This is a genomic window from Bifidobacterium myosotis (genome assembly GCF_002259745.1).
Lineage (GTDB): Bacteria > Actinomycetota > Actinomycetes > Actinomycetales > Bifidobacteriaceae > Bifidobacterium > Bifidobacterium myosotis.
This window is the reverse complement of sequence record NZ_MWWW01000009.1, coordinates 57,889-75,054: the sequence shown is the minus strand read 5'-3', so window position 1 is coordinate 75,054 and position 17,166 is coordinate 57,889. Positions and strand designations below refer to the sequence as shown.

The following is a 17,166-nucleotide window of genomic DNA, read 5'->3' as shown; positions in this document are numbered from 1 at the left end:
CGTCGCTGCATCAGGCTTGCGCCCATTGTGCAATATTCCCCACTGCTGCCTCCCGTAGGAGTCTGGGCCGTATCTCAGTCCCAATGTGGCCGGTCGCCCTCTCAGGCCGGCTACCCGTCATAGGCTCGGTGGGCCATCACCCCGCCGACTACCTGATAGGACGCGACCCCATCCCATACCGGAAAAACCTTTCCCGCACCACCATGCAGCAGTGCGGAGCATGCGGCATTACCACCCGTTTCCAGGAGCTATTCCGCAGTACAGGGCAGGTCGGTCACGCATTACTCACCCGTTCGCCACTCTCACCCAAACCGAAGTCCGGGATCCCGTTCGACTTGCATGTGTTAAGCACGCCGCCAGCGTTCATCCTGAGCCAGAATCGAACCCTCCACAAAAAAACATTCATGAAGAAAGCCCGAAAAACAGACCCTCAAAACAAAAAAGACGAGAAAAATCCTTTATAAGGAAAAGGACCTCTCACACAAAACCCCATCACCATTCAACCATCTCTCAGGCACCCACCAGAAAACCAGCAGGCAGGCAATGGACTGGCAATCATTGACTATAAAGAAGTAGTACAAACACGCTCTTGAGTTCTCAAACCACCACCACACACAAACCAGCCCGGCAAAACCAACAAGAAGGAATCAACCAGACCGCTCAGCGGCAGCAAGGAAGTAATTTACACGAACAGGAACAGGAACGCAAACCGGCATGCGAAAACCACGCCAAAATCGTTGAAACGACGGCGTTCCCCCGGCGTGTCGAAAACAACGTTCTCGACACGCCGTTACTGCCAATATACCGCCGCCAGCAACCGAAAAATAGGTATTACTTGTTGCGCGTCGGCGTGTTTCCCATAAATTCACCCGCATGCAAGCCCCCGGATGGGCAGAGCAGCCAATCCCTGTCTCACCCCATCACCGCTCTCATATGCATGGACCGCAAAAAAGACTCCGAGCCTAAATCTGGACTTCTCAATCACCCCAAAAAGAACTTAGTGAAACTTCTCAAAATTATTGAGAAGTTGTAAATACTGGGTGGTATAGCCATTATTCGCCCACTGATGGCACAGCCATACCGTTTGAGGTCAAATCCGGTCGCACCTACAGGGCACATGCGGCAATCGATGCCGTGATGGCGAACCCGAATTACCAAATCAGCCGGGGAATCGTGCTCTCCCGCGGCAATGTGGAGCATGAGGGCAGGATAACGTATTTGCCAATCTATGCCTCCTGGTGCCTTAAAGATATCTACGGGCTGATTTCCACCACTGGAGACAGCGACAAGGATACCGGCCCATTCTCTCTGGAGACGATTCCGGTATGAGCGGGCAGGACACTAACCCGATGCCACATTTGTTTCGCACAGCGCGGTAATCGCCTACTGTCCCGCTTATCCGCCCCACCAAACCGCACATAACCAAAACAGCAGCACAACGTCGTAATGAAAACAGCCGAATCCAGTGCAGTCATCAAAGGGCAACGATGATCAGCATCGGATTCGGCTGTGCTATTCAGCGATATTCAATTATTTCGTAGCTGGATAGCGGAAGTGACCCGCCGCGCGCAGGCTGCCCCGCTTCTCCCTTAAACGTTGCATATACGAAACGGCTCGCCCGAAGATGGAGCGAGCCGCTTCGTTATTCAGTTATCGGGCAAAGGCCTCATCGGTTTGCTTGTCTGCGGCAGTCGCCGCTGGCGACTCGGTTGCATAGGCAGCAGTCGCAGCCGACGCAACCGAGTCAGCCAACTCAGGCCTGAGCGACCGGCGTGGGCGCGTCAATCGAAACGACGGCCAGCTTGCGACGCTTGAGGTACTTCTGGACGGTCAGAATCTCAAGACCGATCACCAGCACGGCGGTCACGCCCCAGACCACGTAGGTGATGGTCTTCCAGATCGGGGTCGGCACGTCCGGCTCGCCGTTCTCGTACAGCCAGCTGTTGGCGGCTGTGTAGAGGATGTTGTGCGAGGCGGTACGCATGGCCTTGATGGAGGTGGCGGACTTGTCGGTGATGTGGTTGGTCACGTCAGTGGTGGCGAGCATCACGTCGTTGCCGCCACGGATGGCACGATCAGCGTTCTGGTAGCCGTAGCCGCCGAAGTAGTCGGTCAGGACCATGCCACGGAAGCCCCACTCGTCGCGAAGGACGGTGTTGAGCAGACCGGCGTGGGAGCCGGCCCATTCGGTGCCGATGTAGTTGAAGGAGCTCATCACGGCGCCTGCGCCGCCTTCCTTGACACTCATCTCGAATGGCTTCAGGTAGATTTCACGAATCGACTGCTCGTTGGCCCAAGTGTTGAGCTCGCTCAATCGGTTCGTCTCCTGATCGTTCAGAGCGAAGTGCTTCATGAAGGCGTACACGCCCTTGGCCTGAGCACCGGCCACCTGCTGGGAAGCCATCGTGCCGGAGAGCAGGGCATCTTCAGAGAAGTACTCGAAGTTACGGCCTGCGAAGGCGTTGCGATGGATGTTCATGGCGGGGGCGTACCAGCCGGCGACATGCATGTCGTGGGCCATGTTGCCGATGCCGTCACCGAACTGCTTAGCGAGATCCTTGTTCCAAGTGCAGGCCACAGAGGTGGACGACGGGAAGCCGATCGAGCCAACGCCGGTGAAGTTGTTGTTCAGGGAGGCCGGGCCATCGACGTCGGTCAGAGCGATCTTGCCGATGGAGTTCACGGCCTGGGTGCCGTAGCCACCGAAGGCGATGAGGTTGTCCATCTCGTCGAAGGTCAGCTGGTCGAGCAGCTGGTTCCACAGCGGATCGTCGTAATCCTTGCCGGTCAAATCGGCCAGACGGACGCCGTTCTTGGCGCCGGTGGTCGGCATCTCATCCGAATCGTTGTTGGTTTCGGAGGCCTTGTAGTTGGAGTTGTTACGGAAGTTGGCCTTGAGGTCCTCCGGCAGCGTGTAGGTGGCCGGGGCGGCAGTGGCCTTCTTGTAGTTGGCGAAGTGGTCGGCACGCGAGAGGTAGGTGATGCCGAGCTCGTCACCGGTCGCATCGTCGAACACGTTGGTGGCCACGGTCTTGTCGCCGTTGTGGGTGTTGGAGTCCGAGTTGTAGGTCACCGTATCATCCACGGTGATGGTCTTCTCGGCGATGGTCGTGTGGGAATCGGACTGGATGGAGATGTCGTAATCGCCCTTTTCCAGCACGTAGGCCTTCGCGCCCTTGGCGTCGTAGGAGGCCATGTCATCGTCGTCGAACTCGATCTTTACGGTCTCGGAGGCGCCCGGAGCGAGCTCCTTGGTCTTCTCGAAGGCCACGAGGTTCGTGGACGCCTTCTCAATGCCGCCGTTGGTGTACGGCGGATTGTAGTAGACCTCGACCACGTCCTTGCCGGCCTTGTCGCCGGTGTTGGTCACGGTCACGTCAAAGCTGACCTTGCCGCCGGAATAGGTCACGTCGCCCATCTTCTGGTCGAACGTGGTGTAGGACAGGCCATAGCCGAACGGGTACTGCACGTAGTCGTCGTAATTGATCGCACCCTCGTCTGCAGCGGTCTCCCAGTACTTGTAGCCCACGTAGATGCCCTCGACGTAGTTGACGAACGCCGGGGAGGTCTCGCCTTCCTCGAAGTTCTCGGTCGGGAATTCGCTCATGTTGTCGTACTTGAAGTTGCCGAAGTTGTTATAGCTCGGCTGGGTGGTCAAATCCTTGACAAAGGTATCGGAAGTCTTGCCGGACGGATTGGTCTCGCCAGCAAGCACGTCACCGAGGGCCGAGAAGCCGGTCTGGCCGGCGGGCGGGCACCACAGCACGGACTTGATCTGCGGATACTGATCGACGAAGCCCAGTTCGAACGCGTTTGCACCGTTGTAGACGACGGTCACCTTGTCGAAGTTCTTTGTGACCAGATCGATCATATTCTTCTCGGTCTGGCTCAGCTCCAGGAAGCTCTCGCCGTCCTTGAAGTCCTCGTAATCCTTGGAGTTGTTGGTGTAGGTGATGCCCTTGGCCTTCATGTTGAGAGGCAGATCGGCACCCTCGCCTCCCACACGCGTGATGACCACGACGGCCTCGTCGGAGAAGCTCTTGGCCTGGGAGATCAGCGAGTCGGAATACTGGTCGGCCGGCACCTCAGGCAGGGTCCAATCCTGCTCGGCCATGGCCACGACCGGACGGTCGGAACGATAGTCGGTGTACAGCTTGCTCAGGTCGGCGTTGGTCTCGATGCCGGCCTCCTTGAGTCCGTCAAGCAGGGAGGTGGTCTCGTAGTTCTGGTTCATCGAGCCGGAACCCGTACCGCCATAGACCGGATTCGTAGAGCCCCAGCCGAACACGTTGACCTTCTTGTTGGCCAGCGGCAGGTTGCCATCCTCGTTCTTGAGCATGGTGATGGCCTCGGCCTGAATCTCCTTGGCCAGCTTGCTGGCGTTGGAGATGGTGGTCTGCGAAAGTTCGTACTTGGTGGCGGTGGCGCTGTTGAGCAGCGAAGCCAGCGGGCCGAACAGCATCATGGATACCGCCACGACCACGGCGACCAGGAACACCAGCCAGGACTCGGAGTGGATAAGCTTGCGGGTACCTACGTTCTTGACGGTCTTCTTGTTGATGCCGATGGTCAGCGCAAGCGCCAACACCAGTACAACGCCGATGGCGATGAGCTGCGGCATAACCGAGGCGACGACATTCCAGACGTCGCTCCAATTGATGCTAAGCATGGTTCTCCTCCTTGATTCTTACTGTCGCGGCATGGCTTCGATACCGTTATCGAGGCCTTGTGTGGATGGCCGGGCACTGCCCTTGCACCTTGCCGTCCGTGGGAACGTCCGCTTGGCTCACCATTGGGTCGCTTCGCTGACACGTCCTTGATGCCGATGACCTTAGATTCTCAGATTTGCGCCGGCCGGATGCGCCGTTACACCCATCCTGTCATTTCACGCGCATAATCTGCTACCACATGCACGCCGGCAACACCTTGTTCACCGCGTAAACGGCACTATTAAATACGTAAACGGCATGCATCGCCGCCGCACCACGTCGCCGCACCACACCATGCCGCCGCACCGCGCCGCCGCACTACGCCCCACGGTGTAGGGAACGGTCCACCGTGTAGGGAAAATCCCACCGTGTAGGGAGAAAAATTTTACCATCCGCGGAATAAAGCCATTTTGCATCCCTACACCATGGGATTTTCCCTACACGGTGGGCAATTCCCTACACCATGGGACAAGCCCTACACCGTGGGCCAGCAGTAACGCCGCCGGGCACCGTAGAAGGCACAACGTGACGCCAATGGCCCGGCGATGTTCACCAACCGGTATCACAGCACGCCCTCGATGAAGCAGAGACATGCCTCACCGGCACCGCAACTCACGATTAACAACACGATGCCCTCGATGAAGCAGGGACATGCCCGTGGCCCATAGACGTCATCCGCAGGTATCACGGCACGCCCACGTTTGCACGGCTAGGATGGGGACCATGAGCGATCTGAACGCATTGAATCTCGAACCCGGCGAAATCGTAGGCGGCTATACGCTGATTTCACGTCTCGGTTCGGGTGCCATGGGTTCGGTGTGGCGCGTGCGCGACGATGGCGGCGCCTACTACGCGATGAAGATACTGCGCGACTCGCTCGCCGAGGAGTCCGATGATGCGTCGGGCTCCGGCATGCCCGGCTCCGGCGCGTCCGCCGAGCAGGACCCCAATCTCAAGCCGGACGTCACCCCGCGCGAACGTCTGCGCCGCGAGGCCATGGCCTTGAAGAAGGTCAATCATCCGGGCGTGTGCGGCATCGTGGATATGGAACTGGATGATTCGCTGGCATTCATCGTCACCGAACTCATCGAGGGACGCAACCTCAAGGACGACGTGGCCGTGAACGGCCGCTACATCGGCGACGACCTTGAACGGCTGGCCCGTAAGCTCATCGAAGCGGTACGTGCCGTGCATGCGGTCGGCATCGTCCACCGCGACATCAAGCCCACCAATGTGATGGTCTCGGCATCCGGCCCGGTGCTCGTCGATTTCGGCATCGCGATGGGCGAGGGCGAAAGCCATGTGACCCGCACGGGTCTGGTGATGGGCACGCCCGGCTTCATCGCCCCGGAAATCATCGAAGGCGCGGAATCGGACGAGGCGACCGACTGGTGGTCGGTGGCGTCAGTGCTCGCGTTCGCCGCGACCGGCGCACCCGTGTTCGGCACCAAGCCGATGATGGCCGTGCTGGAGCGCGCGGCCTCCGGCAACGCGAATCTCACCGGTCTTCCGGCCGGTACGCTCGCGGCCTTCCGGTCAGCACTGAACCCCGACCGGGCGAAGCGTTGCACACCGGAGCAACTGTTGCAGGCCATCGCCTTGGACGCTCTGAATCCCACCGCCTGGCAAGGCGCGCAGGCCGGTCCGTTCGGAGCCGGGGCAATCGTCGGAGGCGCCGCCATCGTAGCCGGTAGCACCGATGGCAGTGATGCGGCCGAGGCGATGCGCCCTTTTGGCCCAAGCCTCTCCGCCGCGAAAGCGACGCCGGATACTGATTCAGGGCTTGACCCCGGTGCGGAATCCTCGGCGCAGACCGCCCCCGCAACGCGCGGAGTCGCCGAAACGCACGGAATCGACCGCGACAATCCACGCACCATCTGGCGCGCGCAGGATGACGCCGACATCATCCGCACCGAGGCGTTGGCCGCCGGTCCGCCGCCACCTCCAACGACCATGATCATGATGACGGCCGCGCCAGCGCCAGCACCAGCACCAGCACCAGCACCAGCACCAGCGAGCGCATCGCGCCCCGCCGACGCATATGCCCGGTCGGCGCGCACATTGGTGGGACGGGCAGGACAAGCAACATCCCCGAGCCCTGAATCGGCGGAAACCCATGCCGGGCGCGGCGTGGCCGGCACGACGCCCATGCCGCGGCCCGCCACGCCGCCATCGGCTTCCCCCGCACGGCCGCAGCCGGCGCAATATGACTCCTCCGATCCGTTCAACCCGCAATACGGAACGACCGAGCCCCCGTTCGGCACAAATGACAGTCGGGACGCCAATTCGTATGGCCCGTACAGTCAATATGGTCAATACAACCAGTACGGCCAGCACACCCCATACGCCAGTCCCGCCCAGCCGTACGGGCAGTACGCTGCAGCACCGGACGCGCAGCCCACCGTTGCCGACCCGTCCATCCGACCGGCCCTGCAGCGCATGATCGACCACACCGCGCAGGTCTCCCCCACCGAAGCCTTGGTACAGGCGCAGTCCGCACCCAATCCGTCGGACATCCGCCGCAACGCATACCTCAGCATCGGCACGATGCCGCTGTGGTTCATCGCCCTGCCATTGGCCGCATTGACCGCGAGCCTGCCGGTCATCGCCCTGTTCGTCGCCGCGACAATGCTCTGGCTGATGTTGACGCTTGCCTGTGACGCCAGCTCGCAACTGGACCGCGAAAGCAAGCGCGGCGGCGAGCGCAAAGGCTCTGATTCCCTGGTCCGCGCAGCCACCTTGCCGTGGCATCTGCTCAAAGGACTGCTGCTGACACTGCCCAGAATGGCCCTTATCACCGTCATATGTTCGGTTGGTTCGGCCATCGCCGCGATGCTGCTGAATCTACCCGTGGAGACGGCCCAACTGCCCATCGGCCCGTGGTCCCTGCCGATGCCCATCCTCACCGATATGCCGGCGTCCGCCTCCGGGCTGACGTTGGCTGGATTCATGGCCGCAGGATGGCTGGTCACCGTATTCGGCCCGCAATCCGCAACCGTTCGGCTAGGTGCCGGCGTATTGCGTGGCATCCGGAAGGGGACCGCGTTGCGCAAGGATGGCATTACGGCTGCCGGAGAGGCATTGCTGACCAGTACGGCTCAGGCCACCGCCCCGACGGCGCACGCGACACCGGTCATCGGCCCGAATGGACTGCCCGTCGTACGGCCGGCACCGGCATCTTCCGGCAACGCCGAGTCCAAGGGAGGCCGACGTGACACCGTGCTGTTCGCCATCTGGCTGGTCGTCACCGTGGCCATGATCGCGATGCCGTTGGCCGGTAATCCAATCGACTGGACGCCGCTGGTGTGAGCGGTGTGACACAGTGTGCCATTCGGATGGCACAGCCAGTACGGGGATAAGCCCGCGAACACCCCACTTTTACCTGAAATTCATCTTGGATGCGCTCTGAGCGCAGTCCTCCTCAGGACCGGACATTATGATGGGCCACATCCATCGAACTGTTTCAGGGGGATATTCATGGCAGATCCAAAGCGTCAGGCCAAGCGTGTCACGCGCGCCGAGCGCCGTGCGGCAGAGGAGGCGGCACAGCGCGCCAAGGCCGAGCAGGCGGCCAAGGAACGCAAGCAGCAGACCATCATCGGTATCATCGTGGTGGCTCTCGTTGTGGTGCTGGTGGCGGTCGGCGGATTCTTCGTCTACCGCGCCATCACCAACAGCACCTCCAGCGCCAGCGGCGATGTCAACGAGGCCTACAGCAAGCTCGAGGCCGTGGGCACCAAGCCGGCCAAAGCCGACGACAAGGCCGGCTTCCTCGTCTCCGACAAGGGCTACGGCCAGAAGGTGGAGGGCGTACCCACCGTCGGCATCTACATGGAACCGCTGTGCCCGGGCTGCGCCGCCGTGAACCAGCAGCTCGACCCCACGCTCGTCAAGCTCATGGACGCCGGACAGCTCAACCTCGAGCTGCACTTCCTCAACTTCCAGGACAACAAGAGCTCCGACAACTACTCCAACCGCGCGTTCAACGGCGCGATTTACATCGCCGAGCACGACGACGATCCGAACCATCTCATGGACTACCTGTACAACATCTACGCCTCGGACTTCCAGCCCGGCGAGCTGTCGAACTACGTGCCGGTCGATAACAGCAAGCTCGAGGAACAGGCCGTCAAGGCCGGTGTGAGCAAGGATGTGGCCGCGGCCGCGTTCAGCGGCAAGAATGAGTACGTGGATTGGCTCACCGCCTCGAACAACTACACGGTGCTGCGCCCGGAGCTGTTCTCCACGTCCGGCGGGTTCTCCTCCCCCACGCTCACCATCAACGGTGAATACTGGGCTCTGAGCCAGATTTCCGCAGCGGACACCACCATGGTCGACGGCTTCCTCAAGGCCGTGGGCCTCAGCTCCGATCAGGTGGGCGTGGAGGGCAAGCTGCCCTCCATCGGCGCCGACGGCAAGCCAATCAGCCTCACCGCCTGATTCGTCTTACGGCGGCATTCGCCACAACGGGTGCCGCGGCATCGCCCCACGATGCGGCGGCACCCCCGACACAGGCACCCCGAACTCGGGGACTGCTGGTATGCTATTCAGTTGTTCCAAACGGTTGACGTTGGGCAACACGCCTCTTTAGCTCAGATGGCCAGAGCGGCCGCCTTGTAAGCGGCAGGTCGTCGGTTCGATCCCGACAAGAGGCTCGTCGCGTAAGAAAAAAGCGTATGATTGATATGCGCGGTTTTTCTGCGCACTGAATTCTTGCCTTGAGTAAGTAATCCAGGAGCCTTCCCCCAACTATGGGCTTCCTGGAGTAGGGCGGAGCGTCCCCCCAACTAGCTCCGCACCTTCAGGGGGCGGGAACATCCCCTTCTCTCCCGCCCCCTTCTTCTTTATCTCTTTATGCCGAAAAGATCCGCAGTTCAGTTCCCCGGGCTCTTGAGAGCACTTCGACACCCGGTCCCGTAACGCACGAGCGAACATTGCGCAGCACGAAGCGCAAGGCCGCAATCAACGGTGTAATCGCCGGACGAACCGGGCAGGAATGGTGACGGTGACCGGCCGAGACGGCCGTGCGGCAGCCCCAACCATTACGATGGTGGCGTAGAACTTCGGTACGACAGGAAGGAAAGCATGGCACGGCGTTGGACCCCGCAGCGGTTTGTTGCACTGCGTCGCATCCGCGTGATTGCCAGCGTTCTGGCGCTGAGTCTGGCCATGGGCGGCACGTTCGCCTTCACCGCCCGCAAAACCGTGGCGCTGAGCGTCAACGGCCAGACCACACAGGTCACCACCTATGCCATGACGGCCTCGCGTCTGTTGCAGGAGCAGGGCATCGACGTCAAAACGCACGACATCGTGGAGACGTCCTCCGGCAATCGACTGGAGGATCATGCCGTAGTCACCGTTCGCTCCGCCTATCAGACCACCATCAACATCGACGGCGTGTCCGTGCCGTTCTGGACCGTGGCCACGAGCGCCGACCAACTGCTCGGCTTCTTCCAGGAAAACGAAACGAACGCCGCCAAAATCACCGTCGACATCAAAAACGTGTACAACCAGCTCACCGGCGGGTTGGTCATCAATCAGCAGGGCCCGGTGACCGTCATCGCGGACGGCAAGAGCTCCGTGGCCCCCAACGGCAAGCTGCCGGCGGCCTCCATCCTCGATTCCAAAGGCATCGTGCTGGGTAAGGAGGACCGAGTCAGCGTCGAGAAAGACGGCGACAAGACGATTCTGCGCGTGCGGCGCGTGACCCATGGCGAGGAGACGCGCACCGTCGCCATTCCGTTCTCCACCCGCACCATCGTGGACAGCTCCCTCGCCCCCGGTACGACGGAAATCCGCCAGCAGGGCGTCAACGGCCAGAAGACCCAGGTGTACGACGTCACGTACGTGGACGGCGTGGCCGAGTCGGAAACACTGAAATCCGAAACCGTGACCACGATGGCTATCGATCAGATCATCGCCGTCGGGCCGTCTTCGTCAGCCAACAAGGGTGATTCCGGATCGTCGAATATCGGCAACGGGTCCGGTACCGGCAACAGCGCCGGCTCGAATGGGACTGGAAGCGGGACCGGCTCCGGCGACAACGGTGGGACAGGCAACGGCTCCGGCAACGGTGGTGATTCCAACAATTCCGGTAACACCGGCAACGGCAACACGGACACCAACGGCTCGGACGGAAACGGCTCCGGCAACGAATCGAATAACGACGGCAACGCCAGCGACGAGCCTTCCGATGGCGGCGACAACGCCACCCCCGAGCCAACCCCGACACCCACCCCGACGCCTTCGCCGGACCCCGCCCCGTCAGGCCGTCTCTGGCATCCGACCCCGGCCCAGGCACAGGCCTACGCCTCGGGAGCGGCGGCACAGCGCGGCTGGACCGGCAATGAATGGGACTGCCTGGTCAAACTGTGGACGCGCGAGTCGAGCTGGCTGTGGTACGCCGAAAACGCCAGCTCCGGGGCCTACGGCATCCCGCAGGCCCTGCCGGCCGACAAAATGGCCGCGTTCGGCGCCAACTACCGCGATGACGCCGCAGTGCAGATCGACTGGGGTCTGGCGTACATCGCCGAGCGCTACGGCAGCCCGTCGGTGGCCTGGCAGCATTCCGAAGACGTCGGCTGGTACTAGTCGGCCAGCCCAATCCCCGGCAGCGAGAAGACCCAGCCGCACGAATCCGCCCGTCATATGCCGGGCAATCATCAAAGGACAGACTTGGACAGACTTATGGAAACCGAAACCACCTCCGCCCCGACCGGGAAAGGCACCGAAGCACAGGCCGCAGCGCCGACCTCGCAAGCCTCGGCGGACGGCCACCCGACCGCATCCGCCGCCGGCCGCCTTTTGGGCGCCGCGGACATCCGTCGCATCGCGGACGAGGCCGGCGTCAGCCCGACCAAGAAGTTCGGCCAGAATTTCGTAATCGATCCGGGCACGGTCCGTCGCATCGTGCGTGAAGCGGGCGTCACCGCCACCGATCATGTGATGGAGGTCGGTCCCGGCCTCGGCTCGCTGACTCTGGCGATTCTGGAGACCGGCGCCACGATGACCGCCGTCGAAATCGATCCGCCGCTGGCCGAGCGCCTGCCGGACACCGTGGCCGAGTTCATGCCCGACGCCGCCGGACGCCTCACCGTGGTCAACCGCGACGCGCTCACGGTGACGCCGCAGAACATGCCCGATTTCAATGACGACCGGTCGTTCACCTTGGTGGCCAATCTGCCGTACAACGTCGCCACGCCGATTCTGCTGACGCTGCTCGAACGCTTCGATAACCTCGGCTCATTCCTGGTGATGGTGCAGAAGGAGGTGGCCGACCGCCTCTCCGCCAAGCCCGGTTCCAAGATCTACGGCACCCCGAGCGTCAAACTCGCCTGGTACGGCACGGCCGAGCGTGTGGGCACCATCGGTCGCAACGTGTTCTGGCCGGCGCCGAATGTGGATTCCGCACTGGTCAAGTTCACCCGCTACGCCGCCGACGATCCGGCTGCCCCGGATTCCGGCCCGGATGCCGCCGACCGTGAGCTCACGTTCAAGCTCATCGACGCCGCATTCGGCCAGCGCCGCAAAACCCTGCATGCGGCATTGAAGCAGCTGGTTCCGTCCGACGTGTTCACGGCCGCGAACATCGACCAGACCCGCCGCGGCGAAACGCTGACCATCGAGGAATTCGCCAGCCTGGCCAAGGCGTTGCAGGCCGCCGAAGCCGCGGGGGTCGCCACCGAGGTGGCACGGTGACCGCGGTGATGACCCACCCGATACGGAATGCGGATGGGCGGACGGCCACTAGCACTCCGGCATCGGAGCGGGAATCGACGGCATCCCAACCGACGCGCAGGCCCAAATCTGATCGTGCGAACGGATCCGACGACGGCAGCATCACGGGCAACATCACGAGCGGCGTCACGGTGAGCGTGGATTGCCCCGCCAAGACCAACCTCACCCTCGAGGTCGGCCCCACCCATGCCGAATGGGGAGGCCGTCACGAGTTGGACACCATCTATTGCGCGGTGGGCGTATACGACACGGTGACCGCCTCGGCAAAACGGGCGGGCACCGGGTTCTCATTGGACCTCGCGGGCGCCCATCTGGGCGATCTCGCAGCTTCGGACAGCGACATGCGCCGCAATCATGCGGTGTTGGCGTTGTTCGCCATGGCGCAGGCCGCCGGCCGCGACCCGGACGTGGCCCTGACCATCACCAAACGCATCCCCGTGGGCGCCGGCCTCGGCGGCGGATCGGCAGATGCCGCCGCCACCATACTGGCCGTCAACCGTCTGTGGGGATTGGGCTGGCCCATCGAACGGCTGCGCGGCATCGCCGCCACGCTGGGCGCGGATATGCCGTTCTGCCTGACCGGAGGATTCGCGCACGGCACCGGATACGGCGAGCAGATCGAGGACATCGCCTTCGACTCGTCGGCCGGGCGCAGCCTGATCGCCCAAGGATTTGCCGGGGAGGTACTCATCGGTGCCTATCAGACGCAGCTGCGCACGCCGGACGTGTATCGCAAATTCGATACCTTGAGCGCGAAGGCCGGTGCCGCCTCCGCGAATCGCAATCATCTGCAGTCAGCGGCAATCGACCTGCATCCGCGTAGCGGACAGGCGATCGACGCCGCCGCACGGGCCGGCGCACACCATGCGTTCGTTTCCGGCTCGGGCCCGTCCGTGGTGGCGTTCGTGGCCGATGACGCCGTCGCCGCGAAGGTGATCGGCGCTTGGCGCGGCGACGGTCTGGTGGATCGGATCATCCGCGCGAAAGCCCCTGCCAAGCCCATTATCGGCGTCAGGCAGTGACGCTAAGGTAGCAACAAGCCACAACCCCAGAAGGAAGTCGAACGATGACGCAACAGGTATACGAACGTGAGGCTCGCAAGGCGTATGTACGCCGCCGTCAGACCGTCGTGTTCTCCATCACCGGAACGGCGCTGGCAATCATCCTCGTCGTCGCGCTGATGTTCAATTTCCACCTGTTCGGACTGGGCGCGTACGTGACACCCACCACTGAGCCGAATTACGGCAACGTGGCCCCCTGCGCCGTGGCTGGCAAGGACGGCAAGGCCAAGTACGTGGCCAATGGCTCGGTGGGCATTCGAGTGCTTAACGGCACCGCGCATCTGGGATTCGCCAAGGCCGTGGGCGGCGCGCTGACCAAGCGCGGATTCAGTGTACAGTTCATCGGCAATTATCAGGTGAAGAAAATCGTCAAGGGCAAGCCGGTGATGGAGAACGTGTCCAACGTGGAGCGCACGACGATCTACTTCGGCAAGAACGCCGTCAACGAGGCCTATACGTTGGCCGGCAACTTCACCGATGCCACGATGATCATGACGGCCCGCGAGGACCAGCTTATCGATGTGGTACTCGGCGCCACGTTCACCGATCTGCAGAATGAGGACGCTTCCCCGCAGGAGGGCAAGGAAATCACCAATGTCGAAGGCTGCAAGGCCGCAGACAAGATGACCAACCTGCCGGCAGACACCGACCACACCGCCTACACCGCGCAGCAGACCCAGCAGCAGTAGCCGTTACGCACAATATGCACGCGCAATATGATGCGCGCGCAGTACGTATGAAGTAAGGGTCCGTGAGGACCCTTACTTGTATCCACGCTACTGTTCCGTGACTTCGGCGTACCAGCGCTTGAGTTCGGCCACGGCCACGTCATGGTCGACCGGGCCGTTATCGAGACGGTAGTCGAGCATGTGCTTGTAGGCGCGCCCGACCATCGGCCCCGGCGCAAGCCCCAGAAGCTCCATGATCTCGTTGCCGTCCACGTCGGGACGGATCGCGTCGAAGTCCTCTTTCTTCTTGAGTTCGCGGACGCGCTCCTCCATCTCATCCATGGCATCGGAGAAGATCTGCGCCTTGCGCTTGTTCTGCGTGGTGGCGTCCGCCCTCGTCAGCCGGTTGAGCCGTTCGTACAGGTGCCCGGCATCCTTGACATACCGGCGCACGGCCGAATCGGTCCATGGCTCGTCCACATACCCGTGGAACCGCAGATGCATGTTCACCAGTTCGGAGACGTCTTCGATGAGATGATGATCGAACCGCAGCGCCTTCAACCGCTTGCGGGTCATCTTGGCGCCCACCGCATCGTGATGGTGGAAGCTCACCTTGCCGCCCGGCTCGAACTTGCGGGTCTTCGGCTTGCCGATGTCATGCATCACGGCCGCAAGACGCAGGGTCAGGTCCGGGGCCGGCACCGGGCCGTCCGGACCGGTTTCCAGTGCGATCGCGCGTTCCAGCACAATCATCGTGTGCTCGAAGACGTCCTTATGCCGGTGGTGTTCGTCGATCTGCAGCTGCAGGGCCGGAATCTCCGGGAAGACGATGTCCGCAAGCCCTGATTCGACCAGCGCCTCGAGGCCGGCGCGCGGACGGTCGGACAGCAGGAGCTTGGTCAATTCATCGCGCACGCGTTCCGCGGAGACGATGTCGATGCGGTCACGCATGGAGGTGATGGCCTCGGCGGCATCCGGCGCGATCGTGAAGCCCAGTTGGGCCACGAATCGCACCGCGCGCATCATGCGCAGCGGATCATCGTCAAAGGACTGGCGAGGATCGACCGGCGTACGCAGCACGCCTTTGGCCAGATCATTCGCGCCGCCGAACGGATCGACGAACTCGAGGTCCGGCACACGCAACGCCATCGCATTGACGGTGAAGTCGCGACGGGACAGATCGCCCTCCAAGGTGTCGCCGTAATTGACCTCAGGTTTGCGCGAGTCGGGATCGTAGGTGTCGGACCGGTAGGTGGTCACCTCCACCTTCACTTCGGTACCGTCCGGGCGACGGCGCATTGCGCCGAGCGTGCCGAACTTGCGGCCCATGTCCCAGAAACCGTCATGCCCCCAGCGTCGCAGGATCGGTTCGAACTGTTCAGGCCGCGCGGATGAGCAGAAGTCCAGATCGTGACTGTGCCGATGCAACAGCAGATCCCGCACCGGTCCGCCGACCAAAGCCAGCTCGTAGCCCTGTTCGGCGAACATCCTGCCAAGTTCGATGGCTTCGGGCCATACTTCGAAATCCAATGGGCACTCCCCCGTTCGCGACGTTTTTCTGCCCTACCAGCATACCGTTACCCCACCTGCACACGGGATTGAGTATGGTGGAGAATATGATTACGCCCGCCGACTTTGCCCGCATGCTGCGGCAAACACCTGATTCGGCGGATAACCGTACCCAAGACCAGCTGCTGTATACCTCCGAAACTCCGCGGCATTCCGCCGATTCCTCGCCGAATAGTCGGCCGCGCGACCCGTCCGTCGGCGCACGGCCGACCAGCGCCGCAACAGAGTCCGCCGACGATGACGACGTTGCCCAGGCAGCCGATTCCGCATCCCATCCGTCGCGTTCGTCCATTATTCGGCCCGCATCCCAAACCGGTGGCCCGACAGGTCAACCGATGATGCGCCCGACGATTCATCCTACGCCCGCCACCGTATTCGGCGTGCGGGCCACGGTGACCATCGCCACCGCCAACGGAACCATCGAGGGGCAGGCCGAAGGCATCGCCGGCGAGACCGGCGCCATTGCCGCGGCACTCGCCACCGGCGTCCCGATCGAAGACGCGGACACGGCCGTTCCGGGGAATCCCGCCGCCGAGACAGGCGGTTCGGCTGATCTGGATGGCCTTGACGACTTGAACGAACTTGCCGACCTTGCCGAACCATCGGCGTCGCCGACCCTGACCGTGACCTCGGCAGCGGCGGCCACGGCATCGGCAGCCACGGTCGCGGCTGGGCAAATCGCCATCAGCGGCCCGACACCGGCCACGGTGTTCGGCCGACTCCGTCATGCCGGAATCACGTACGGCCCCGGCACCGGCGTTACCAAGGATGGCGCGCGGCGCGCCCTGCCGACGGCGGATTCCGACATGCCGTCCTCCGCGCAACCCCCTGCACCCGTGCAGACGCCCAGCGGCCCGACACCAGCCATGATGCCGCAGCGTCGAGCCTCGGACGGCCCGACCACCTTCGCCTCGCTGGACGCGCAGGAACTGCCGGTCGTACGCGAGTATTCCGCCGGCGGTCTCATCTTCGACAAGCACAACCGCGTGGCGATCATCGCGCGGCATTCCCGTTCCGGCCATCTTGAATGGTGCCTGCCCAAGGGGCACATCGAGAAGGGCGAGACCCCGCAGCAGACCGCCGTGCGTGAAGTGCACGAGGAGACCGGCATCCTGGGCGAGGTCATCGATTCCATCGCCACCATCGACTACTGGTTCACCGGCACCACGCAACGCGTGCACAAGCTAGTGCATCACTTTGCGCTGCGGCAGACCGGCGGCGAGCTGACGGTCGAAGGCGATCCGGATCATGAGGCCGAGGACGCCATTTGGGTGCGATTCGACGATTTGGACGATGTGCTGAGCTACCCGAACGAGCGTAAAATCGCATGGCTGTATGCCAGGAAGAAGAACAGGCAGGCAAACGAGTGAATCTACCCGCAGTATTACGACATCACGGGCTCCTCGCGCGCACGCTGATCGT

10 protein-coding genes, 1 tRNA gene, 1 rRNA gene and 1 pseudogene are annotated in these 17,166 nt (G+C 62.4%); 10 read left to right on the top strand and 3 right to left on the bottom strand.

Annotation, left to right across the window (positions count from 1 at the left end; genetic code table 11):
* Positions 1-395 (bottom strand): 16S ribosomal RNA (locus tag BMYO_RS05165); the annotation flags it as partial.
* A gap of 194 nt (positions 396-589) precedes the next feature.
* Here BMYO_RS05165 and BMYO_RS11485 point away from each other — a divergent pair.
* Positions 590-1,033 (top strand): hypothetical protein, encoded by a 444-nt coding sequence (locus BMYO_RS11485; RefSeq protein WP_143249118.1) that lies wholly within the window; start codon positions 590-592, stop codon positions 1,031-1,033.
* Positions 1,034-1,137: 104 nt separating this feature from the next.
* Complete coding sequence (locus BMYO_RS05160; protein ID WP_094667448.1) at positions 1,138-1,329, top strand: hypothetical protein; 192 nt, start codon at positions 1,138-1,140, stop codon at positions 1,327-1,329.
* A gap of 424 nt (positions 1,330-1,753) precedes the next feature.
* Here BMYO_RS05160 and BMYO_RS05155 read toward each other — a convergent pair whose 3' ends face one another.
* Positions 1,754-4,669: a beta-glucosidase gene (locus BMYO_RS05155; protein ID WP_094667447.1), complete on the bottom strand. Its 2,916-nt coding sequence runs from the start codon at positions 4,667-4,669 to the stop codon at positions 1,754-1,756.
* A 754-nt stretch (positions 4,670-5,423) separates the two neighbouring features.
* Here BMYO_RS05155 and BMYO_RS12575 point away from each other — a divergent pair.
* From BMYO_RS12575 to BMYO_RS05120, 7 genes and pseudogenes are all read left to right on the top strand, one after another.
* Positions 5,424-6,452: pseudogene (locus BMYO_RS12575) on the top strand (serine/threonine-protein kinase); the annotation flags it as partial.
* A gap of 1,734 nt (positions 6,453-8,186) precedes the next feature.
* Positions 8,187-9,149 carry a DsbA family protein gene (locus BMYO_RS05145; RefSeq protein WP_094667445.1) on the top strand — a complete coding sequence of 321 codons (963 nt, stop codon included), beginning with the start codon at positions 8,187-8,189 and terminating at the stop codon, positions 9,147-9,149.
* Positions 9,150-9,290: 141 nt separating this feature from the next.
* Positions 9,291-9,364, top strand: a tRNA-Thr gene (locus BMYO_RS05140).
* A gap of 430 nt (positions 9,365-9,794) precedes the next feature.
* A complete protein-coding gene (locus BMYO_RS05135) occupies positions 9,795-11,300 on the top strand; it encodes an aggregation-promoting factor C-terminal-like domain-containing protein (RefSeq protein WP_094667444.1) in 1,506 nt (501 codons plus the stop codon).
* Between the two features lie 96 nt (positions 11,301-11,396).
* Positions 11,397-12,407, top strand: coding sequence for a 16S rRNA (adenine(1518)-N(6)/adenine(1519)-N(6))-dimethyltransferase RsmA (rsmA, locus tag BMYO_RS05130; protein WP_094667443.1), 1,011 nt, complete (start codon positions 11,397-11,399; stop codon positions 12,405-12,407).
* Positions 12,404-13,468, top strand: coding sequence for a 4-(cytidine 5'-diphospho)-2-C-methyl-D-erythritol kinase (locus tag BMYO_RS05125; protein ID WP_233428161.1), 1,065 nt, complete (start codon positions 12,404-12,406; stop codon positions 13,466-13,468). Before rsmA ends, BMYO_RS05125 begins: the two co-directional genes overlap by 4 nt.
* A 44-nt stretch (positions 13,469-13,512) precedes the next feature.
* Entirely contained in the window at positions 13,513-14,196 is a 684-nt protein-coding gene (locus BMYO_RS05120) for a LytR C-terminal domain-containing protein (protein ID WP_094667442.1), read from the top strand.
* 87 nt (positions 14,197-14,283) lie between these two features.
* Here the strand turns inward: BMYO_RS05120 and BMYO_RS05115 are convergent, their stop codons facing one another.
* Entirely contained in the window at positions 14,284-15,705 is a 1,422-nt protein-coding gene (locus BMYO_RS05115; protein WP_094667441.1) for a CCA tRNA nucleotidyltransferase, read from the bottom strand.
* Positions 15,706-15,791: 86 nt separating this feature from the next.
* Here BMYO_RS05115 and BMYO_RS12330 point away from each other — a divergent pair, with 86 nt between their 5' ends.
* Positions 15,792-17,114, top strand: coding sequence for an NUDIX domain-containing protein (locus tag BMYO_RS12330; RefSeq protein WP_169834056.1), 1,323 nt, complete (start codon positions 15,792-15,794; stop codon positions 17,112-17,114).
* Positions 17,115-17,166 lie beyond the last annotated feature (52 nt).